Raw genomic sequence first — 21,098 nt, forward strand, 5'->3', positions numbered from 1 at the left:
GCGACGCCGCACCATTCACCGGTGTTCATGTCCGTCTGCCACCATCGGGGCGTGGACTACCTGCTCGACCAGGCACCTGGCGCACCGATCCGCTCCGGCATTCCGGAGCACGGCCGTATCCCCAAGTACTACGCCGTGAAGGCTCATGTCTCGCTCCTCATCGAGGAGTTGGGCGAGGGCGGCATGCTGCCGACCGAGCGTGACCTCGCCGTCCGCTACGAAGTCTCGCGCGAGACCGTGCGTCAGGCGCTGCGCGAACTCCTGCTGGAGGGCCGGCTCGCCCGTCAGGGCCGCGGCACCGTCGTCGCGGGTCCCAAACTGGAGCAGCCGCTCTCCCTCGCCAGCTATACGGAGGGGGTGCGCCGCCAGGGGCGGACCCCGGGCCGTCACCTCATCGGTCTGGAAAAGTTCCCCTGCACCGCCGCACTCGCCGCCGAGACCGGCGTCGAGCAGGGCGAACCGGTCTGGCACCTGGAACGCGTCCTGCTCGCCGACGACGACCGGGTCGGCCTGGAGAGCACGTACGTCTCCGTCGCCCGCGTACCGGATCTGGACACCGAGTTCGACCCCGACTCCTCGTTCTACGCCTACCTCCACGACCGGCTCGGTATCTCGTTCGGCGATGCGGACGAGCGGATCGAGACGGTGCTCGCCACCCCGCGCGAGGCGCTGCTGATCGGTACGCCGCCGGCGCTGCCCATGCTGCTGCTCCACCGGATCTCGCGGGACGCGAGCGGGCAGCCGCTGGAGCGCGTACGCACCCTCTTCCGCGGCGACCGGTTCTCCTTCACCGCTCACCTGGGCGCGCGGGGCTGACACCGCAGACCGGCAATCGACGTGCATTGATAACGAAAACATAACGGGTCTAGGCCAACCTTGAGACCCAGTTCACCCTCCCGTTGCCGTACCGATCCGAACGGGCCACCCACCCCGAGCAGCGTTGCCGTCGTGAGAGTCATCGTCGTAGGAGCCGGCGTGGTGGGAACCATGCACGCCTGGCACGCAGTGAACCGCGGCCACGAGGTCGTACAAATCGAGCGCGAGAGCGAGGCACGCGGAGCATCGCTCCGCAATTTCGGACAGATCTGGGTCAGCGGCCGGGCCGGCGGCGAAGAGCTGGAGACCGCCCTCCGCGCCCGCGAGCTGTGGGAGGGCATCGGGGAGCAGGTCCCCGGCCTGGGCTTCCGGCCCTGCGGTTCGCTGACACCGCTCCGCACCGAGCTGGAGATCGCCGTCGCCGAGGCGGCCGCGGCCCGCCCCGATGCTGCGGCCCGCGGCTACAAGCTGCTCACGGCCGACGAGGCCCGCGCCGTCAACCCTGCGCTCCGCGGCGACTTCGTCGCCGCGCTGTGGTGCGAGCGGGACGCCGCCGTCGAGCCGCGCACCGCTCAACTGGCATTGAAGCAGGAACTGTTGGCGTCAGGCCGGTACACCTTCCTCGGCGGTCGTGAGGTCCGCGAGGTGGTCGGTGCGGCCTCCGTGCGCGACGACCACGGCGACGTGCACACCGGCGACGCCGTCGTCCTGTGCACCGGCGCCTGGCTCGGCGGCCTCGTCCGCGAACTGGCCGGCCCCGATCTGCCGGTGCGCCGCGTCCGCCTCCAGATGATGCAGACCGACCCGCTCGGCGAAACGCTCACCACCTCCGTCGCCGACGCCGACAGCTTCCGCTACTACCCGGCGTACCGGAGCGAGGCGCTCGACGCCCTCAACGCCGGACAGGCGCAGGCGCCGACCGCGGCCGAACACAGGATGCAGCTGCTGATGGTGCAGCGCCGGGACGGCGGACTGACCATCGGCGACACCCACGAGTACGAGCACCCGTTCTCCTTCGACGTCGTCGAGGAGCCGTACGAGCACCTCACCCGGGTCGTCGAGTCCTTCCTCGGCCGCCCACTGCCGAGGATCCGGCGCCGCTGGGCCGGGGTCTACGCCCAGTGCACCGACACCGGCCGCGTCGTCCACCGCCAGCAGGTGAGGGACGGCGTCTGGCTGGTCACCGGGCCGGGCGGTCGCGGTATGACCTGCTCGCCCGCCATCGCCGAAACGACCGCCGACGAACTGGGCTGGTGAAGAAGTTGAGCAACTCGCAGAAGAACAACCGGAAGAACGGGCAGAGGAGCAGGCTGAATCTGATCGTCCTCGACATGGCCGGGACCACCGTCGCCGACGGCGGCCTCGTCGAGCAGGCCTTCGGCGCCGCCGCACAGCGCCTCGGCGTGCAGCCCGGCTCCGCCGACCACGCCGAGAAGCTCGACTATGTGCGGGCCACCATGGGCGAGTCCAAGATCTCCGTCTTCCGCCACCTCTTCGGCGACGAGGACCGGGCCCAGCAGGCCAACGTCGCGTTCGAGGAGGCGTACGGGGAGCTGGTCGACGGCGGCCGTATCGCGCCGGTGCCCGGCGCCCGCGAAGCCATCGAGCGGCTCACGGGAGAGGGCCGGACCGTGGTCCTCTCCACCGGTTTCGCCCGCACCACCCAGGACGCGATCCTTGCCGCGCTCGGCTGGCAGGACCTGGTCGCGCTGACCCTCTGCCCCGCCGACGCGGGCGGCCGCGGCCGCCCCTACCCGGACATGGTCCTCGCCGCGTTCCTGCGCACCGGAGCGGTGGACGGCGTCCAGCAGATCGTGGTCGCGGGGGACACCTCGTACGACATGCTCAGCGGCGTACGCTCCGGAGCCGGGATCGTCGCCGGGGTGCTGACCGGCGCACACGACAAGGACCAGCTGGAACGCAGCGGGGCCACGCACGTGCTGGGTTCGGTCGCCGAGCTGCCGGACCTGATCGCCCGGGCGGAAGCATGACCGGCGCACCGGCACCCGCAGCAGTCGGTCGGACCGCGCAGGGCGGCGGGATCCGGTTCGACGGGGTCAGCGTCGCGTACGGCAGGAACACCGTCCTCGACCGGCTCGATCTGACCGTCGAACCCGGCGAGGTCATGGCGCTGCTCGGGCCCTCCGGATCCGGCAAGACCACCGCCCTGCGTGCCGTCGCCGGCTTCGTCCGGCCCGCCTCCGGGCGGGTCTGGCTCGGCGACCGCGATGTCACCGGGCTGCCGCCGCACAAGCGCGGCATCGGCATGGTCGTCCAGCAGTACGCGCTGTTCCCGCACATGCGAGTCCAGGACAACGTCGCCTTCGGCCTCAAGGCCCGCAAGGTCGCGAAGCCCGAGATCCCCGCACGGGTCGCCGAAGCCCTCGAGCTCGTCGGCATGGCCGCGTACGCCAAGCGCTACCCGCGCGAGCTCTCCGGAGGTCAGCAGCAGCGCGTCGCCATCGCCCGCGCGCTCGCCGTCCGCCCCGGTGTACTGCTGCTCGACGAACCCCTCTCCGCGCTCGATGCCCGGCTGCGCTCCGGGATGCTCGCCGAACTGGCCCGCCTGCACCGGGAGTTGCCGGACGTCTCCATCCTGTACGTCACCCATGACCAGGTCGAGGCGCTGACCCTTGCCGACCGGATCGCGGTCATGGACAAGGCGCGGCTGCAGGACTGCGGCACCCCGCAGGAGCTGTACCGCCGCCCGCGTACGGAGTTCACCGCGTCGTTCGTCGGCAACGCCAACCTGCTGCCGGTCACCGTCGCCGGGACCGCGGGCGCCGTGGAGTTCGCCGGGCGCAGGCTCGACGTACCGACCGGGGAGGCGGCCGACGGCGTCACCGCCACCCTCTGCGTCCGCCCCCACCTGGTCGGACTCGGCGACGGGCCCAACGCGCTGACCGGTGCCCTCGCCGAGGTCCAGTGGCGCGGCTCCACCCACCGGCTGTACGTCGACGTCGAAGGCCACCGGATCAAGGCCGACCTTCGCGAACTGCGCGACACTCCGGCGCTCGGCGACCAGGTCACCCTGCACTTCGCCGCCGAGGACGCGGTGCTGCTGCCCGCGGGGGCAACGGGGGTGAACGATGGGTAGCACCGGGGTCCGCCTCAAGCCTGCTGATCCCGCATCGGGGTCGGTGCCCACCAAGGTGCGCACGCCCCGGTTCGTGTGGGTGGTGCCGCCCGTTGCCGTTCTTGCTCTTGTCTTCCTCTATCCGCTGGTCCTCGTCGTCCAGCAGTCCGTCAGTCCGGACGAGGGCGGCACCTCGCTCGCCCCGTACGGCGACGTCTTCGCCTCCGCCTCGTTCCGCTCGGCGCTGACCACCACCGTCTGGCTCGCCGTCGGTTCGACCGTCGGCTGTCTGGTGCTCGGCCTCGTCCTCGCCCTGGTGATCGCGTTTGTACCGTTCCCCGGCGGCAGGGCGGTCGCCAGGTTCATCGACGTCTTCCTCTCCTTCCCGTCCTTCCTGATCACCCTCGCCCTGCTGTTCATCTACGGCACCGTGGGCATGGCCAACGGCGTCTGGACGGATGTCACCGGGGCGGCGGACGGGCCCTTCCACTTCCTCACCACCCCGTGGGGCGTCCTCCTCGCGGAGATCACGTACTTCACCCCGTTCGTGATGCGGCCACTGCTCGCCGCGTTCTCGCAGCTCGACACCGCACAACTGGAGGTCGCCTCCTCCCTGGGCGCGAAGCCGGCCCGGATCGTGCGGCAGGTGATCCTCCCCGAGGCGCTGCCGGCGCTCGCCGCGGGCGGCTCCCTCGTCCTCGTGATGTGCCTCAACGAGTTCGGGATCGTGCTGTTCACCGGGGCGAAAGGGGTCACGACCCTGCCGATGCTCGTCTACGGCAAGGCGATCCTGGAGTCCGACTACCCGGCCGCCTGTGCCGTCGCCGTCGTCAACATCGCGATCTCCGTGGGTCTCTACAGCCTGTATCGGATGGTGAGCCGCCGTGTTGGTGCATAGCCGTACCGGGAAGTGGGCCACCTGGGCCGTCTTCTTCCTGCTCTTCGTCCCACTGTTCGCACTACCCCTGCTGGTGATCGTCGCCGCGTCGTTCACCACCAACTGGTCCGGTGCCTTCCCCTCGGGCCCGACCACCGAGCACTACCGGGCCGCCACCAGTGGCGACTCCCTCCAGGCCCTCACCACCAGCCTGATCACCGCCGTCGGCGCCAGCCTGCTCGCCCTCACCATCGGCTCCTGGGCCGCGCTCGCCGCCGCCACGCTGCGGCGGCGGGGCAAGAGGTTCCTGGACGGGCTGTTCATGCTGCCGGTCGCCGTACCGTCCGTCGTCGTCGGCCTCGCCGTGCTCGTCGCGTTCAGCAAGCCGCCGCTGCTGCTCAACGGCACGCGCTGGATCGTGATCCTGGCGCACACCATTCTTGTCACGGCGTTCGCCTATCAGTCGGTCTCGGCCGCGACACTGCGTCTCGACCCGATGTACGAGCAGGCGGCAGCCAGCCTCGGTGCCCGCCCCTCCTACGTCCTGTGGCGGATCAAGCTGCCGCTCCTGCTGCCCTCCCTCACGGCGGCCGCGGGGCTCTGCTTCGCCCTGTCCATGGGTGAGTTGAGCGCCACGATGATGCTCTATCCGCCCGACTGGACACCGCTCCCGGTGCAGATCTTCGCGGCCACCGACCGTGGCTCGCTCTTCACCGGCGCCGCCGTGGCCGTGGTCCTCATGGGCACGACGCTGCTGGTCCTGCTCGCGGTCTCCCGTATCCGCACCAAAGCCTCGTACCGCTGACACCCCGTACCGAACCCACTTTCCAGGAGATACGACACCCATGCGCAAGAGCCACCTCAAGCCGCTGGCCGCCGTCACCGGCGCGCTCGCCCTCGCCGCCACCCTCTCCGCCTGCGGCGGTTCCTCCTCCGCCGCCTCCGACGAGAAGGTCGTCACCGTCTACAGCGCGGACGGGCTCAAGGGCGAGAACGGCGACGGCTGGTACGACAAGGTATTCAAGGACTTCGAGAAGAAGACCGGCATCAAGGTCGAGTACGTGGAGGGCGGCTCCGGCGAGATGGTGCAGCGCGCCGTCCGCGAGAAGTCCAACACCCAGGCCGATGTGCTGGTCACGCTCCCGCCGTTCATCCAGCAGGCCGACTCCAAGGGCCTCCTGACGGCGTACGAGCCGGCCGGCTCCGACCAGGTCGACGGCGCCGACAAGGCGTCCGACTCCAAGTGGACCTCGGTCGTCAACAACTACTTCGGCTTCGTCTACAACAAGAAGGAACTGAAGGCCGCGCCCACCACCTGGGACGAGCTCACCGACGGGAAGTACAAGGAGAAGATCCAGTACTCCACCCCCGGAGTCGCCGGTGACGGCACAGCGGTACTCATCAAGGCCATGCACGACTTCGGCGGCAAGGAGCCGGCGATGGAGTACCTGAAGAAGCTCCAGGCCAACAACGTCGGCCCGTCCGCCTCCACCGGCAAGCTCGCCCCCAAGGTCGACAAGGGCGAACTGCTCGTCGCCAACGGCGACGTCCAGATGAACTACGCCCAGTCCAAGGACATGCCGAACCTCGGCATCTGGTTCCCGGCGAAGGCCGGCTCCAAGCCCACCACGTTCGCCCTGCCCTACGCGGCCGGACTGGTCAGCAAGGCCCCGCACAGCGCCAACGGCAAGAAGCTGCTCGACTTCATGCTCTCCGAGCAGGCCCAGAAGGAAGTCAGCGAGGTCGGCGGCGGCTTCTCCGCCCGCAAGGACATCGAGGCCACGGACGCGAACGCCATCGAGCTCAGCAAGCTGATGGACGGGGTGGAGGTCTTCGAGCCGGACTGGTCGGAGATAGGCGCCAACCTGGACGGATATGTGGATGCCTGGAAGACGGCCACCGGAAGCTGACTGCGGCGACCGTCACGGGCCCACCGGCCCGGCCCCATGAAATCGGGGGTTTGGCCCTGACCTGCGGAAACACCGTTTCCAGGGCCTCTGAACGTCTTACCCTGGCTGCCTGGCACTCCGCTGCGGGGCGGAGTGCCGGACCACCACTCAGACGAGGTCGACGAGGTCCGCGATCGAGTCCACAACCTTGGTCGGCCGGTACGGGTAGCGCTCGATCTCGTCCCTGTTCGTCAGCCCGGTGAGAACCAGGAACGTTTCCATCCCGGCCTCAAGTCCGGCCAACACGTCCGTGTCCATCCGGTCGCCGATCATCGCGGATGTCTCGGAGTGGGCACCCAAAGTGTTCAGCGCACTGCGCATCATGAGCGGGTTGGGCTTGCCGACGAAGTACGGCTCCTTGCCGGTCGCCTTCGTGATCAACGCAGCGACGGAACCGGTGGCGGGCAACGCCCCCTCGGGTGAGGGGCCGGTGTTGTCGGGGTTGGTGGCGATGAAGCGGGCACCGTTGTTTATCAACCGGATGGCCTTCGTCAGCGCCTCGAACGAGTAAGTCCGCGTCTCACCCAAGATCACGAAATCGGGCTCGGTGTCAGTGAGCACGTACCCGGCTTCATGCAAGGCGGTGGTCAGCCCCGCCTCACCGATGACGTAGGCAGTGCCGCCGGGGTGCTGGTTGTCCAAGAACTTGGCGGTGGCCAGGGCCGAGGTCCAGATGTTCTCGACCGGCACTTCGAGGCCGATACGGTTGAGCCGCATATGCAGGTCTCGGGCTGTGTAGATCGAGTTGTTCGTCAGCACGAGGAACGGCTTGCCCGAATCACGGAGCTTCTTGATGAAGGCGTCCGCACCGGGGATCGGCACGCCTTCGTGCATCAGCACCCCGTCCATGTCGGTGAGCCACGATTCGATGGGCTTGTGGTCTGTCATGGGTGCGGCTCCTGCCATACGAGGACTCACGGGATGACCATGCTATTCACTCATCGCATTCAGAGCCTGAACGTCTCGCAGCCCGGACCGGTCGCAGGGGGAAACATGCCCTTTCGTCCATGGAGTTCCCTACACGCCAGTAAGGGGTAACTCGCCCGAAGATCCCCTCCGCCGAGGGCCCGCTGCCCGCAACCGGCGCCGTCGCCGCACTGATCACCAGGGCCACCGGCAAGGACCCGTACTTCGCGGGCAGGCCCAACCCGCTCATGATGCGCACCGGGCTGAACGCGATCGGTGCCCACTCCGAGTCCAGCGCCATGATCGGCGACCGGATGGACACCGATGTGCTCGCGGGCCTGGAGGCGGGCATGCACACCTTCCTGGTGCCGACCGGTCCGACGGCCCCCGCCGACATCGACCGCTACCCCTTCCGGCCGTCCACGGTCATCGACTCCATCGCCGCCCTGGTCGGCCTCATCGACGCCGGCTGAGCCCGGCCGGCACCGGCACGGGCGCGTGCGGGGGAGGGTTCCTGCGAGCCGCTCCCTGCACCCCCACGGACCAGCCCCGTCGCCCCAGCGGATGCGAAAACCCGCCGGACGCGTGAACCTGCCTTTAGGAGGTTCACGATGCGTTCCATACCCTTCACGTTCTGTGGAGCCGCAGTGGTTGCGGTGACACTGATGCCCGCTTCAGTCGCACTGGCCGACTCCGGCTCCGGCCAGGAAAAGGACTCACAGACCCGAGCCACCCTCTCGGTGGACCCGTCCTCCATCGCCCCCGGGGGTGAGGTGGATCTGCAGTTCGACGGCTGCAAGGGCAAGAAGGCCAAAGGGATCTCCGATGCCTTCGACTCCGACGCCGGCTTCTCGGCCGCCGACGACAGCAGGCTCTCCGCCACGGCCAGGATCCGCTCGGACGCCGCGGCCGGCGACTACGACATCTGGGTGACGTGTGACGACGACAAGGACACCCGAGTGTCCGGCACCGTCACCGTCGTCGACCGCGAAGGCGCCGCGCCCCTGGCCCCGATCGCCCCGGTCCGCGCCGGAGGCGGCGGCACCGCGACGCTCCTTGCCGGCGAGGCGGCCCAGCAGGACGGCCCCGGTATCGCACACACCGTGATCGGGCTGGTCCTGGCCGCCGTCGCCTCCGTCGCCGTCGCCTTCCACAGCTCCCGCCGTCGCCACCCGTCCACGGACTGAACGAGATGTCCGACAAGGACCGCCCGACAGGCACCGGCCGGCCGCTCACCGGCGTGGCCTGGGTCATCGTGTTGCTGGCCCTGTGGCTCTGGGGACGCGGCATCACCGACGGCTCCGGCGCCAGCTCCGCCCCGACCACCGGCGATGTCGCCGCGGTCGGCCGCCCCCTCGGCGTACCGCTGCCCGCGGCGCACGCCCCGATCAAGGGTGCGGCGCCCGAGCGCGTCGAGATCCCCTCGATCGGCATCAAGGCCCCCGTCGTCTCCCGCGGCCTGGACGCGGCGGGAGGGATCGATCCGCCGCCCTTCGCGACACCGCACACGGTCGGCTGGTACGGCAGCGGCACCCGGCCCGGCGCGGCGGGCGCCGCGCTCTTCGTCGGCCATGTCGACACCGAGACCAAACCGGCCGTCTTCTACGGGCTGAGCGCGGCTCGCCCCGGCGCCAAGATCCGGGTGGTCCGCACGGACGGCACGGTCGCAGAATTCACCATCGACGACGTCCAGGTCTTCACCCGGAACCGCTTCAACGCCCACAAGGCGTACGGACCCCGCAAGGACGGCAGGGCGGAGCTGAGGCTGATCACCTGCGGCGGTACGTTCGACCGGGCGTCGCACGAGTACAACGCCAATGTGGTCGTCTCCGCCTATCTGACCGGCGAGAAGAAGAGTGCGGCCAAGGCGGCCGCGGCCGTGGACAGGTCCGCCGAGTCCGCCAGGTCCGCCGACTCCACGTAGGTCGTCCCGAGCAGAAGAGAGATACCTGGCCCGGCCGGCCGCCCTTTCTCCCCCCGGGGCGTCGGCCGGGCCGGTCCTCGACCGCGGTGCGCGGGCTGCGGGAGAAGCCCGGCGCCGACACGGGAGGGCAGGGGGGCGTGTGGGCCTCCTGAACACTGTAGGCCGGTGAACGGTCATGACCCAGTCGCTTTTTGACGGTACGTCCAGAACCGGTCACTGTCCGTCGTTCGTGAACGTCCTCGTATGTACGGGCAAGCCGGACACTCGGGTGTGCCAGGATGGATTCGACCGGTCTTGTCCGGCACCCAAGGGGGAGTGGATGTACGGCAATTACACCGGCCGGTTCCGCACGGGGGCGGTGGCCGCGGCCGGCGCCATGGTGCTGCTCGCGGGATGTTCCTCGGCCGGCGACGACGGGGACAAGAACCCCGCCGGGGTCGGCCGGCAGCCCACGGGCAGTGACCCGTACTGGGTCAACCCCGACGGGAACGCGGCCCGGCAGGTCGCCGGTTACACCAAGGACGGCAACGACAAGAACGCCGACCTGATCAGGAAGATCGCCCGGCAGCCGGTCGGCGAGTGGATCGGCCCGGACAACCCCGAGGCCGAGACCAAGGGCTTCACCGAGGCGGCCGCGAAGGCCGGCCGGGAGGCGCTGCTGGTCCTCTACAACATCCCGCACCGCGACTGCGACCAGTTCTCGAAGGGCGGCGCCGCCGACGGCAACGCGTACCGCGCCTGGCTGGAGATGGTCGCCCAAGGCATCGGCGACCGCCGGGCCACAGTGATCCTGGAGCCGGACGCAGTGCTGCACCTGGTCGACGGCTTTGCTGGGACTCGGCGGCCTTCGTGACGAACGTGTCGTAGTTGCCGTAGACCTGCGGGCCGATGACGAATCCGACGTCCGGGTCGCGGAAGTAGCCGAGCATCCGCTCCAGGTAGTTGGGCAGTGGTACGTGATCGGTGTCGACCGAGGCGAAGAAGTCGTAGGCGCCGCCGTGCGCGTCGAGCCAGGCGTTGTAGTTGCCGTGCTTGGTCTTCGCGCGGTGCGCGCCCTTGGCCTGGTTCCAGTGCGGGACGCCCTTGCGGGAGAAGTGGTGCACCCCGAGGCGGGCACAGACCTCCTTCACCGCGGGGTCGTCGCCCTCGTCGAGCAGCCAGACGTGCATCAGCCCGCGGTGCCGGATGCGGACCGCGGCCTCGAGGGTCTTCGTCACCATCTCCAGGGGCTCCTTGCCCGGGACGAAGGAGGTGAGGAAGGCGACCCTGGTGCCGGACTCCGGCACGACCGGGACCGGGTCGCGCGCGACCAGCGTCGCGTGCGCGTTCGACAGGACATTCATCGTGCGGAAGAGCTCGATCAGACCGATCGAGACGAGCATGACGATGTCGAGGATCAGCAGTGTGTCGTTCTTGACGTTCGGGTCGCGCTGGGTCCAGTGCTCGGGCTGCATCAGCCAGGCGAACAGGCCGAGCGAGACGAGCGGTGCGGCGCCGAGCAGGAGCGCCGCGCGGATTCTGTGCGGCTCCTGCGAGAGCAGCGAGCGGTACTGCACGGTGTAGGGCCTGGCCGGATCGGGCTGGGTCAGTGGCCCGGCGAGCCGGCTGTAGTGCTCGTAGTCGTAACGCGGCAGCGTCTTCTTCGGGTGGCGCCGCTGTATCCCGGTCCGGAGCTGCGGGGGTATCCGCAGCTGCGTGGTCCGGGAGGAGTGGTCGTTGTTCTGCCCGGCGCCAGTCGGCGTCGACGTCATGGGTCATCCCCCTGCACGCACTGGTCACTGCGTGATCGGTCGGTCGTCTCGTCCGCGGTGAATCCCCCTCGACCGCCGCGGGCGGCATCGCTGCGGGCCACGTTCCCCTGAGGCGTGGGATGGCGCCCTACCGGTTGCAGGATGCCCCTCGGCATCCGTCCATGAGCGGGACCCCCACCCCGCGGCAACGCAACCGGAACTTCCCCTGTGCTGTCCCAACTGCGCGTGTCATCGGCCCGGTTGAAGCCGATGACCTCATGACAGGTTGTATGACCCAGGTCGTTATCGCAAGGGTGAAACAAGCTGTTAACCGGCTATATGTGCGATTTGAGTGGGTCTTGCGGAGGGGGCGCGCGGAGGCGTAAGGGCTGCGTGTACACGAACAAGGCCCCCTCACGCTCGGTGAGGGGGCCTTGACTCTGCGTGCGCCGCCAGGGACTCGAACCCCGGACCCGCTGATTAAGAGTCAGCTGCTCTAACCAACTGAGCTAGCGGCGCCTGCTGACCTGGAGAACTCTACCCGACCTCCAGGGGTGCTTCTGACCATTTCCTGTCGATCACGGCCTGTCGGATGGTCGTTTTTTCACTTCTATCCGTCAAAATGCAATATGTCCGGTGAGTTGCCACGCTGACGCCCGCGCAGGTGCGCCCAAAGATCTTGAGAGTGCGGAGGGGATTCGCATGACTGTGCCGGCCTTCGAGGAGTACGTGCCCGCCGTCGACTGCGCCTGCGCGGGGTGTGCCGCGCGGCGCCGCGCCGCCGCCAGGGGCCTGCCGACGCGGTACGGAGGACACCCTGCCGCGCATGGGGCGCGGCGCGCGCTGGTCATGGTCACGGCGGCCGGCGTGGTGCTCGGCACCGGCGCGGCCGAGACGGCGAGCGCGGCGACCGGGCACGCTGCCGGAAGCGCCGGGGCCACAGGGTCCGTCGGGTCTGCCCGAGCGGACCCGACGCCGACCCGGGCCGACCCGGAACTGGCCGACCCAAGTGACCCAAGTGACCCGGGCGACCCGGGCGACCCGGGCGACCCGGATCCGGCCGACCTGGCCGATCCGGCTGACCTGGCCGATCCGGGCGATCCGGATTCGGACGACTCGGAATCCGGCAGTCCGCAGGGTGTCCCCGGCCCATTGCAGGGGAGCGGGGCCGCGGGGCCGCCATCGTCCACGGGCTCGGCACCGGAGACGCCGAAGACCACACGGACGGACATCATCAACCGGGCAAAGAAGTGGGTCAGCGAGCAGGTCCCGTACAGCATGGCGAAGTACTGGTCCGACGGCTACCGGCAGGACTGCTCCGGCTATGTGTCGATGGCCTGGAAGCTAAAAAGCAACGAGTGGACCGGCAGCCTCGCCAAATTCGGCACCAAGATCGCCCGCGAGCAACTGCAGCCCGGCGACATTCTGCTCTTCCACAACAAGGCCAACCCGACGAACGGCTCGCACGTCACGATCTTCGGCGGCTGGACCGACTACACGCACAGCCATTACTCGGCGTACGAGCAGACGCCCTCGCACACGCGTAAGCGGACGACGCCCATGGCGTACTGGAGCCACTCCGGGAGCTACATCCCGTACCGCTACAAAGGGCTGTCCACCGAAACCGATAGCGGCAGTTCGAAGGCGCTGTCGGCGTTCCCGGGTGCTGCGAAATTCGGTCCCGGCGCCAGCAACACGTACGTCACCCGGCTCGGCCGCATGCTCATGAACCGCGGTGGCAAGCGCTTCTACAAGGCCGGCCCGGGACCGGACTGGGGCGAAGCGGACCGGCGCGCGACCCAGACGTTCCAGAAGGCCCAGGGCTGGTCGGGCAAGGAAGCGGACGGCATCCCCGGCCCGGACACCTGGCGGCTGCTGGTGAGCGGAACGGGCCGGAGCATCCCCGCCGGCGGCAGCGGGGATGCTCCGGCCCGTTCCGCCGCGGCCCCGGCGTTCCCGGGCCGGACTATTTCCGGCCGGGTCAGTCCAACAGCCATGTCGACAAGCTCGGCAAACAGTTGGTGAGGAAGGGATACGGCAAGCACTACGCAAAGGGCCCCGGCCCCCGGTGGACCGAGGAGGACCGGCGCAATGTCGAGGCCTTCCAACGGGCCCAGGGCTGGCGGGGCGCAGAGGCCGACGGCTACCCCGGCCCGGAGACCTGGCAACGACTTTTCGCGTGACAGAACGGAAATGACGGAGGCGGGAAATGAGATCCACGGTGTCGGACAGCTCCGGAGGTCCGGAGAAGAAGAACGGGATGGAAGGAGAGCCGGTGAACGGCGGCGAGGAAAAGTGGGCCGGATGGGGTCCTGGCGTGAGTGCCGACGCAGAGTCCCGTACGGGTGCCGAGCCGCGCAAGGGGACGGACTCCGTCCTCGACCTGGTGCTCGACCTGGTCCCGGGCGAAGCCAAGGACTCCACCCTCGGCGCGGCCTCGGCGTCGGTATCCGTACCGGCTTCGGACCCCGTGCCGGCTTCGGTGTCTGCCCCGGTTTCGGATCCCGTGCCGGCTGTCGAGGCCGGGTCCGTATGGCCGCCGCCCGAATCCGTCGGAGTCGAGCCGGTGTCCGACCCCGTGCTCGATGCCGCGCCCGACGCCGCACTCGGCCCCGTGGCCGCCGGCCTGGTGTCGGTTGAGGCCGGGGGCGGGGCCGTGCCGGTTTCGGATCCCGTGCCGGCTGTCGAGGCCGGGTCCGTATGGCCGCCGCCCGGACCCGTCGGAGTCGAGCGGGTGTCCGACATCATGATCGGTGCCTTGCTCGATGCCGCACCCGGCCCCGTGCCGGCTTCGGTGTCTGTCCCGGTTGCGGACCCCGTGCCGGTTTCGGTCTCTGCCACGGTCTCGGATCCCGTGCCGGCTGTCGAGGTCAGGGCCGTATGGCCGCCCGAATCCGTCGGAGTCGAGCCGGTGCCCGACCCCGTGCTCGATGCCGCACCCGACGCCCTGCTCGATGCCGCACCCGACGCCCTGCTCGATACCGCGCCCTACACTGCGCCCTACACCGTGCCCGACGCCGTGCCTGACGCCCTGCTCGATGCCGTGCCCGACACCGTGCCCGAGACGGTGTCCGACGCTCTGCTCGATGCCGCGCCCTACACCGCGCCCTACACCGCGCCCTACACCGCGCCCTACACCGCGCCCTACACCGCGCCCTACACCGTGCCCGACGCCGTGCCCGACGCCGCACCCGCCGCCCTGACGTCCGTTGGAGCGGAGGGCGATGGCGCGGACGGCGACGACGATGCCCGGCGGGAGACCGGGCGGCAGCAGGCCGTCAGTGTCAAGGAGCTCCCCGACGCCGGCCCCGTGCACGTCCGCTTCCGTGACGACTCCGTCGAGCCCCCCGCCGGTCCGGCGCGGCGGGACGGCGGCGGGGGGAAGGCGACGGGTGTGCGGCGGGCGCCCGTGGCCCGCAGGGGGCAGGTGCAGGCCCCCACCCGGCCCGCTCCGGCCGCGGATCCGTACCTGATCGAGAAGCCGGGGGCCGCGCTGCCCGGATGGATCGCGGTGCTCACCGGGCTGGCCGGGGTCGTCGGCGGTGGCGCCGTGCTGTGGTGGGTCGGTGCGGTGCCGCGTGGCCTGCTCGCGCGGGCCGGGATCAGTGCGCGCCCGTACGACGGGATCGGCCTCGGGGCCTTGGCGGAGCTCTTCCTGCTGCTGATCCTGGTGCTCGTCGCGCTCGGCGGTCTGGGTCGCGGGCGGGTCGGTAGCGCGTGGGTGCTGACGCTCTTCGGTGAGTACCGGGGCAGCGTGCGCCGGACCGGGCTCGTCTGGACCAGCCCGCTGCTGCTGCGTCGCCGCGTCGACGTACGGCTTCGGCACTGGCGGAGCGAACCGCTGCCCGCTGTGGACGCGAACGGTACGACGCTGCGCGTCGTCGTCCTCGTCGTGTGGCGGATCAGGGACACGGTGCGGGCGACGTTCGGGGTGACGGACCACGAGGACTATCTGCGCGAGCAGGTCGAGTCGGCGATTGCGCGGGTCCTCTCGCAGCTGCCCGCCGACGCCTTCCACGAGGACGCGCACACCCTGCGCAACGCGGAGGCGGTCGGTGACGCGCTGACCCTGACGCTGAAGACGGAATGCGAGCCGGTGGGCATCGAGGTGTACTCCGCGCAGCCGACCGGTATCGAGTACGCGCCGGAGGTCGCCGCTTCCATGCAGCGCCGACGGATCGCCGCCATCGACGCCCAACACCGCGACAGCGTGCTGACCTCCGTGGTTGACGCGGTGGACGACACGGTCAGCCGGCTGACCGCGCGAGGCCTCGTGACGCTCGACGACTACGAACGGAAGGCGCTGGTCAAGGACCTGACGGTGGCCTTCTACACCGGACGCACCAGTCGGGAAGGCTGCTGACCGCGCCGTCGTACTGCCTCCGTGGGGAACCGGAATGCCACTCCCATTGGTCTGGGCATGTTCATGCCCTGTCAATAATCTAAGACTTGGTCTAGACCGCACCATCACGCGCGCAGCAGTGCTCATGGAACCTCCCCCATGTTCTTGAGGAGCGACAGCAATGCGTAAACGGGCAAGCGCGGCCGTCATAGGCCTCGCCGTCGCGGGCGTCTCGATGTTCGCGACGAGCGGCGCAGGCAGTCACGGCTACACCGACAACCCCATCAGTCGCCAGAAGCTCTGTGCCAACGGCACTGTCACCGGCTGCGGTGCCATCCAGTACGAGCCGCAGAGCGTCGAGGCTCCCAAGGGCTTCCCGGCGGCGGGTCCGGCCGACGGCAAGATCTGCTCCGGCGCCCACGACAACTTCGCCGCACTGGACGACCCGCGCGGCGGCAACTGGCCCGCCACCAAGGTCACCGCAGGTCAGGGCTTCAGCTTCCGCTGGCAGTTCACCGCCCGCCACGCCACAACCGACTTCCGGTACTACATCACCAAGAACGGCTGGGACCCCACCAAGCCGCTCACCAGGGCGGCGCTCGAGTCGCAGCCGTTCATGACCGTGCCGTACGGCGGTCAGCAGCCCCCGAGCACCCTGACCCAGCAGGGCACCATCCCCACCCAGAAGACCGGGCGGCACATCATCCTGAGCGTCTGGAACATAACGGACACCGGGAACGCGTTCTATGCGTGCTCCGATGTTCAGTTCTGACGTCTAGTCAGTTACCGTGCGGCGCCATGGGGAGCGCAGGCACCGTCGCGGAGCTCGTACAGCGCCAATGGGGCGACCACCGGACCGGGTTGAGGCATGAGAACGCCGTCCTCAGTCACCATCAGGTCGCCGCCGGCGCTGCCGTACGGGCGGCGCTCCTGGTGGATCTGCTGCCGGCGGGCAGCGAACCGCACCTGGGGGTGCTGCTCGACAACACCCCAGAATTTCCCTTGTGGTTGAGCGCGGCGGCCCTGGCCGGGGCCGCCGTTGCGGGCATCAACCCGACCCGGCGCGGCGCCGAGCTGGCCCGCGACATCATGCACACCGACTGCAGGGTCCTGGTCACCGAACGCGCGCATCTGCCGTTGCTCGACGGGCTCGATCTGCCGGGCGTACGGGTGCTGGTCACCGACACCGACGCGTACGCCGAGCTGCTCGCCGGCTATGCGGGGGCCGAGCCGGGCGACGCGGCGCTCGGGGAGGTCCGGCCTGCCACCCGCATGCTGCTCTACTTCACCTCCGGGTCGACCGGTGCGCCCAAGGCCGCGATCTGCACCCAGGGGCGGCTGGCTGCGGCCGGGCAGTCGCTGGTCGACCACTTCGGGGTCCGGCGCGACGACGTCCACTACGTCTGCATGCCGATGTTCCACGGCAACGCCGTGATCGCCGACTGGGCCCCCGCACTGGCCGGCGGCGCCTCGGTCGCCCTGCGCCGCCACTTCTCGGCCTCCGGCTTTCTCGACGACGTACGGGCGTACGGCGCCACGTACTTCACCTATGTCGGCCGCGCCGTGCAGTACCTGCTGGCCACCCCCGAGCGCCCCGACGACCGTGACCATCCGCTGCGACTCGGCTTCGGCACCGAGGCGGGCACGGTGGACGCGGCCAGGTTCCGGGAGCGGTTCGGGGTGCGGCTGGTGGAGGGGTACGGATCCTCCGAGGGCGGCGCGGCGATCCAGCGGACCCCGGAGACCCCGGCGGGCGCCATCGGGCGGGCCTCCGCCCGGGACGATCTCGCCGTCGTCGACCCGGAGACCGGCGAGGAGCGCGCCGCCGCGCTCTTCGACGAGGGTGGTCGACTGGTCAACGGTGCGGAGGCCATAGGGGAGTTGGTCAACCGGGGCCGTACACCCTTCGAGGGCTACTGGCGCAACGCGGAGGCGGACGCGGCGCGGGTGCGCGGCGGCTGGTACTGGACCGGGGACCTGTTCTTCCGCGACCCCGACGGCTTCCTCTACTTCGCGGGCCGCACGGACGACCGGCTGCGCGTCGACAGCGAGAACCTGGCGGCCGCGATGATCGAGAACATCCTGGCCCGCTGGGGGGACGCGGCGGCCGTCGCGGTGTACGCGGTGCCGGACCCGGTGGCCGGCGACCAGGTGATGGCGGCGCTGGCACTGCGTGAGGGGGCGGAGTTCGACCCGGCCGCCTTCGCCGCGTTCCTGGCGGCCCAGCCGGATCTGGGGACGAAGATGGCGCCCCGCTTCGTGCGGATCGTCCCGGCGATGCCGGTCACGGCGACGAACAAGGTGCACCGGGTCGCGCTCCGCCGCGAGGGCTTCCGGAGCACGGACCCGGTGTGGTGGAACGGGGTGGGCGATGGTGCGTACGGCCCGTTGGGGGGCGAGGAACTGACCGGCCTGCTCGCCGAGTACGAGGCGCACGGACGCACTGCCCTCCTGTCCTCGATCTCCCCCATGGCCTGAAGGGCATGGGAGGGGCCCCTCGACGGGCTCGAAACCCGAGCCCGTCCGGCGAACGAGGACGGACACGGTGACGTGGACGGCCCCTCAGTGCGTCGGGGCCAGTTGCTTCCGGGCCCCACTGCCGCGCCGCAGAAGTGCCACGGCGAGCGCCGCTCCCGTCAGCAGAATCAGCGATCCCGCCACCGACGCGTACTGCATGCTGTGCACGAACGCCTCCCCGCCCGCCGAGATCAGCGACGCGTCCCCCGTGGCCAGCGCCCCCGGCAGCGTCTTGCGGGCGGCTTCCGGTGCGGAGTCCGGCAGGTCCGCTCCGTACACCGCGGTGGCGACCGCGCCCAGCAGCGCCATGCCCATCGCGCCGCCGAACTCCTGACCGGTCTCCAGCAGTGACGCGGCCGAACCGGCCTTCTCCGGCGGGGCGGTCGCCAGCGCCAGGTCCGAGACGAGCGCCATGACGGTGACGATGCCCGAGCTCATCACGGCCGAGCCGATGAGCAGCAGCCACAGCGAGTCCGTATCGGACAGGGCCAGCAGAGCGAACCCGGCCGCGGCGATGACGAATCCGGCGGAGATGACCTGCGTACGGTCGATCCGCCTGGCGATCGCCGTGGCCGTGGGAGCCGCGGCGCCCACCGCCAGCGACGGGGCCAGGCTCCACAGGGCGGCCTCCATCGTGGACATGCCGAGCACCGATTGGAGGTACTGGGTGGTGAAGAAGGCGGAACCCATCATCGCGAAGGCGGCGAGGGAGTTGAGGCCGATTCCGGCGGCGAAGCCCTTCCCGCGGAACAGCTCCCGGCTGATCATCGCATCGTCACGGACGCGCTGGCGGCGGACGAAGGCCCAGCCGACGAGCAGACCGACGGCGATGAGCAGGGCGTTGCGCGCGTCGAGACTGTGGGCGGCGCTCTCCTTGACGCCGTAGATGACGGGGAGCACGGCGCCCATCGACAGCGGCACGCTCCACAGGTCGAACCGGCCCGGGTTCGGGTCCTTGAACTCCGGGACCAGCACCGGCACCAGAACCAGCAGCAGCACCATCGCCGGCACGTTGATCAGGAAGACCGAGCCCCACCAGAAGTGTTGCAGCATGAACCCGCTGAGCACCGAGCCGAGTGCGATCCCGCCCGCCATGGCGCCGGACCAGATGCCGACCGCGGTGCTGCGCTGCTGCTCGTTGCGGAACATGTTCCGTACGAGCCCCATCGTCGACGGCATCAGCGTCGCTCCGCCGATCCCGAGCAGCGCGCGCGCCGCGATCAGCATCTCGGGGCTGGTGGCGTATGCCGCGCCGACGGACGCGGCGCTGAAGGCGGCCGCCCCGAGGAGCAGCAGCTTGCGGCGGCCGATCCGGTCGCCGAGCGAGCCCATCGTGATGAGCAGGCCGGACAGGGCGAAGCCGTACACATCGAAGATCCAGAGCTGCTGGGTGGCGCTCGGGGCGAGGTCCCGGTCGATGGACGGGATCGCGAAGAAGAGGACGGAGACGTCCATCGAGACAAGGAGGAGGGGGAGGAGGAGGACCACGAAGGCGGTCCATTCCTTGCGGCCGGCGAGGTCACTGCGATCAGTGGTGGTGCTCGTCGCGTTCGTCATGCCAGGAAATATACGAGCGTTTAAAACAAGTGTATAGTACGACTGTGTGACACGTTTGTATGGAACGGCGGGCAGCAAAAAACGCAGTGGGCGGTCTACGTACACGTACGTAGACCGCCCACTGCGTTGTCTGTGCGCCGCCAGGGACTCGAACCCCGGACCCGCTGATTAAGAGTCAGCTGCTCTAACCAACTGAGCTAGCGGCGCCTGCTGACTCGAAAATAATACCTGGTCCCCAGAGGTGCTGATGACACGCGCCCGCGACGGGCCCGCGGGGACATCCGGCCTGGCCGGACGGCCCCTGGCGGCTGGGGAGTGACACGCGGGCGGTGAGCCCACCGCCCGGGTCGGGGGTCAAGGTCAGGTCGCCGTGGTGGGCGCGGACGATACCGGCGACGATGGCAGGCCGAAGGCCGTGCCCGCGGCCCGCGGGCACGGCCTTCTCGCGGCCTCCGAACGCGCCCTAGAGCGCCAGTGACAGCAGGACCGGCGCGGCCCGCCGGTTCAGTGTGTCCGCTGCCGAGCGCAACCGGTGCGCATCCTCGACCGGCAGGGAGAGTGCCAGGCAGCCGGCCGATGAGCCCGCCGTCAGCGGGACGGCCGCGCAGACCGTCCCCACCGCGTACTCCTGGAGGTCGAGCACCGGGACCGTCGCCGGCTGGCTGTCCAGCTTGGAGAAGAGGACCTTCTCGCTGGTGATGGTCCGCGAGGTGAGCCGGGCGATCTTGTGGCGCGAGATGTGGTCGCGGCGGCCGTTCTGGTCGAGCTGGGTCAGCAGGCACTTGCCGATCGCGCTGGCGTGCGCGGCGGACCGGAAGTCGACCCACTCGTTGACCGCGGGGGTGCGCGGACCGTCGGCGTACTGGGTGACCCGGATCTCGCCGTCGACGTACCGGCTGATGTACACCGCGGCGCCGACGGAGTCGCGCAGCTGGTCCAGTGTCTGCTGGAGCTTCGTCTCCAGGGCCTGCCGGCGGCCGGCGCCGGAGCCGAGCAGCAGGAGTGAGGCGCCGATCACATAGGCGCCGTCGGTGATCTGCTCGACATAGCCCTCGCGGCGCAGCATCAGCAGCAGCGGGGCGAGATGCCCGGCCGGCAGCCCCGTCTCGCGGGCGATCTGGGCGTCCAGAACGCCGTTGCCGTGCTTGGAGACCGTTTCGAGAACACGAAGGGCGTACTGCACCGAGTGGAACGGTGCGGTCGGTTCGGGCTTCAGCGCCACGGTTTCCCCCTACCAGGTTGTGACCGCAAGACCAGGTTGTAACCGCAAGCTTCCGCACCACGATAGCCGCCAAATGGCTTCTCTGGGGGGCCTGTTGACGACTTGACGAGGCGCCCCGGCGCTGCCAGCTGGGATGCACTCGTCTGGCATATGCCAAAGCCATTAGCGGCTGGTGGCGGGCG

At 69.9% G+C, this 21,098-nt stretch carries 16 protein-coding genes, 2 tRNA genes and 3 pseudogenes; 15 read left to right on the forward strand and 6 right to left on the reverse strand.

Going from position 1 to position 21,098, the window contains the following annotated elements; all coding sequences use genetic code 11:
* Window positions 1–51 precede the first annotated feature (51 nt).
* From ACWCP8_RS17405 to ACWCP8_RS17435, 7 genes are all read left to right on the forward strand, one after another.
* Window positions 52–816 (forward strand): GntR family transcriptional regulator, encoded by a 765-nt coding sequence (locus ACWCP8_RS17405; RefSeq protein ID WP_352262486.1) that lies wholly within the window; start codon window positions 52–54, stop codon window positions 814–816.
* A gap of 132 nt (window positions 817–948) precedes the next feature.
* Entirely contained in the window at window positions 949–2,073 is a 1,125-nt protein-coding gene (locus tag ACWCP8_RS17410) for a TIGR03364 family FAD-dependent oxidoreductase (RefSeq protein ID WP_451116721.1), read from the forward strand.
* Between the two features lie 5 nt (window positions 2,074–2,078).
* Window positions 2,079–2,807: a phosphonatase-like hydrolase gene (locus tag ACWCP8_RS17415; RefSeq protein ID WP_451116947.1), complete on the forward strand. Its 729-nt coding sequence runs from the start codon at window positions 2,079–2,081 to the stop codon at window positions 2,805–2,807.
* A complete protein-coding gene (locus tag ACWCP8_RS17420) occupies window positions 2,804–3,913 on the forward strand; it encodes an ABC transporter ATP-binding protein (protein ID WP_451116723.1) in 1,110 nt (369 codons plus the stop codon). The genes ACWCP8_RS17415 and ACWCP8_RS17420 overlap by 4 nt, the downstream gene beginning before the upstream one ends.
* Entirely contained in the window at window positions 3,906–4,790 is an 885-nt protein-coding gene (locus ACWCP8_RS17425) for a 2-aminoethylphosphonate ABC transporter permease subunit (RefSeq protein ID WP_451116725.1), read from the forward strand. Before ACWCP8_RS17420 ends, ACWCP8_RS17425 begins: the two co-directional genes overlap by 8 nt.
* Entirely contained in the window at window positions 4,777–5,574 is a 798-nt protein-coding gene (locus tag ACWCP8_RS17430; protein WP_352262478.1) for an ABC transporter permease, read from the forward strand. The genes ACWCP8_RS17425 and ACWCP8_RS17430 overlap by 14 nt, the downstream gene beginning before the upstream one ends.
* 40 nt (window positions 5,575–5,614) lie before the next feature.
* On the forward strand, window positions 5,615–6,679 hold the full coding sequence (locus tag ACWCP8_RS17435; protein WP_352262477.1) for a 2-aminoethylphosphonate ABC transporter substrate-binding protein: 1,065 nt from the start codon (window positions 5,615–5,617) through the stop codon (window positions 6,677–6,679).
* A 147-nt stretch (window positions 6,680–6,826) separates the two neighbouring features.
* Here ACWCP8_RS17435 and ACWCP8_RS17440 read toward each other — a convergent pair whose 3' ends face one another.
* The gene (locus ACWCP8_RS17440; RefSeq protein WP_030923286.1) at window positions 6,827–7,606 is read right to left on the reverse strand and encodes an HAD-IIA family hydrolase; all 780 of its coding nucleotides are present in this window, start codon (window positions 7,604–7,606) and stop codon (window positions 6,827–6,829) included.
* A 212-nt stretch (window positions 7,607–7,818) separates the two neighbouring features.
* On the opposite strand from ACWCP8_RS17440, the gene ACWCP8_RS17445 reads away from it, so the two are divergent.
* From ACWCP8_RS17445 to ACWCP8_RS17460, 4 genes and pseudogenes are all read left to right on the forward strand, one after another.
* Window positions 7,819–8,097 (forward strand): HAD hydrolase-like protein, encoded by a 279-nt coding sequence (locus tag ACWCP8_RS17445; protein WP_451116949.1) that lies wholly within the window; start codon window positions 7,819–7,821, stop codon window positions 8,095–8,097.
* A gap of 138 nt (window positions 8,098–8,235) precedes the next feature.
* Entirely contained in the window at window positions 8,236–8,811 is a 576-nt protein-coding gene (locus tag ACWCP8_RS17450) for a hypothetical protein (RefSeq protein ID WP_352262475.1), read from the forward strand.
* A 5-nt stretch (window positions 8,812–8,816) separates the two neighbouring features.
* Window positions 8,817–9,548, forward strand: coding sequence for a class F sortase (locus ACWCP8_RS17455; protein ID WP_352262473.1), 732 nt, complete (start codon window positions 8,817–8,819; stop codon window positions 9,546–9,548).
* A gap of 319 nt (window positions 9,549–9,867) precedes the next feature.
* Window positions 9,868–10,374, forward strand: a pseudogene (locus ACWCP8_RS17460) (glycoside hydrolase family 6 protein); the annotation flags it as partial.
* Between the two features lies 1 nt (window position 10,375).
* Here the strand turns inward: ACWCP8_RS17460 and ACWCP8_RS17465 are convergent.
* Window positions 10,376–11,299 (reverse strand): annotated as a pseudogene (locus tag ACWCP8_RS17465) (glycosyltransferase); the annotation flags it as partial.
* 424 nt (window positions 11,300–11,723) lie between these two features.
* Window positions 11,724–11,797 (reverse strand) — tRNA-Lys (locus ACWCP8_RS17470).
* Between the two features lie 183 nt (window positions 11,798–11,980).
* Here ACWCP8_RS17470 and ACWCP8_RS17475 point away from each other — a divergent pair.
* The 4 genes and pseudogenes from ACWCP8_RS17475 (at window position 11,981) to ACWCP8_RS17490 (ending at window position 18,098) form a co-directional block, all read left to right on the forward strand.
* Window positions 11,981–13,461 (forward strand): annotated as a pseudogene (locus ACWCP8_RS17475) (peptidoglycan-binding protein).
* A gap of 134 nt (window positions 13,462–13,595) precedes the next feature.
* Window positions 13,596–15,641 (forward strand): SPFH domain-containing protein, encoded by a 2,046-nt coding sequence (locus ACWCP8_RS17480; protein ID WP_451116728.1) that lies wholly within the window; start codon window positions 13,596–13,598, stop codon window positions 15,639–15,641.
* Between the two features lie 160 nt (window positions 15,642–15,801).
* Window positions 15,802–16,392 (forward strand): lytic polysaccharide monooxygenase auxiliary activity family 9 protein, encoded by a 591-nt coding sequence (locus ACWCP8_RS17485; RefSeq protein ID WP_451116730.1) that lies wholly within the window; start codon window positions 15,802–15,804, stop codon window positions 16,390–16,392.
* A 26-nt stretch (window positions 16,393–16,418) separates the two neighbouring features.
* Complete coding sequence (locus tag ACWCP8_RS17490) at window positions 16,419–18,098, forward strand: AMP-binding protein (protein ID WP_451116732.1); 1,680 nt, start codon at window positions 16,419–16,421, stop codon at window positions 18,096–18,098.
* Between the two features lie 84 nt (window positions 18,099–18,182).
* On the opposite strand, the gene ACWCP8_RS17495 is transcribed toward ACWCP8_RS17490, so the two are convergent.
* The 3 genes from ACWCP8_RS17495 to ACWCP8_RS17505 all read right to left on the reverse strand — a co-directional run bounded on the left by ACWCP8_RS17495 (window position 18,183) and on the right by ACWCP8_RS17505 (window position 20,916).
* The gene (locus ACWCP8_RS17495) at window positions 18,183–19,694 is read right to left on the reverse strand and encodes an MFS transporter (protein WP_451116734.1); all 1,512 of its coding nucleotides are present in this window, start codon (window positions 19,692–19,694) and stop codon (window positions 18,183–18,185) included.
* A 133-nt stretch (window positions 19,695–19,827) separates the two neighbouring features.
* A tRNA-Lys gene (locus ACWCP8_RS17500) sits at window positions 19,828–19,901 on the reverse strand.
* Window positions 19,902–20,157: 256 nt separating this feature from the next.
* Complete coding sequence (locus ACWCP8_RS17505; protein ID WP_451116736.1) at window positions 20,158–20,916, reverse strand: IclR family transcriptional regulator; 759 nt, start codon at window positions 20,914–20,916, stop codon at window positions 20,158–20,160.
* Window positions 20,917–21,098 lie beyond the last annotated feature (182 nt).

It is taken from the genome of Streptomyces sp. NPDC002206, from assembly GCF_053593595.1.

Excerpts from the sequence above, each read along its gene's own strand:
- ACWCP8_RS17420 (WP_451116723.1), top strand. The coding sequence starts at position 2,804 with ATGACCGGCGCACCGGCACCCGCAGCAGTCGGTCGGACCGCGCAGGGC.
- ACWCP8_RS17425 (WP_451116725.1), top strand. The coding sequence starts at position 3,906 with ATGGGTAGCACCGGGGTCCGCCTCAAGCCTGCTGATCCCGCATCGGGG.
- ACWCP8_RS17435 (WP_352262477.1), top strand. The coding sequence starts at position 5,615 with ATGCGCAAGAGCCACCTCAAGCCGCTGGCCGCCGTCACCGGCGCGCTC.
- ACWCP8_RS17440 (WP_030923286.1), bottom strand. The coding sequence starts at position 7,606 with ATGACAGACCACAAGCCCATCGAATCGTGGCTCACCGACATGGACGGG.
- ACWCP8_RS17450 (WP_352262475.1), top strand. The coding sequence starts at position 8,236 with ATGCGTTCCATACCCTTCACGTTCTGTGGAGCCGCAGTGGTTGCGGTG.
- ACWCP8_RS17455 (WP_352262473.1), top strand. The coding sequence starts at position 8,817 with ATGTCCGACAAGGACCGCCCGACAGGCACCGGCCGGCCGCTCACCGGC.
- ACWCP8_RS17485 (WP_451116730.1), top strand. The coding sequence starts at position 15,802 with ATGCGTAAACGGGCAAGCGCGGCCGTCATAGGCCTCGCCGTCGCGGGC.
- ACWCP8_RS17490 (WP_451116732.1), top strand. The coding sequence starts at position 16,419 with ATGGGGAGCGCAGGCACCGTCGCGGAGCTCGTACAGCGCCAATGGGGC.
- ACWCP8_RS17495 (WP_451116734.1), bottom strand. The coding sequence starts at position 19,694 with ATGACGAACGCGACGAGCACCACCACTGATCGCAGTGACCTCGCCGGC.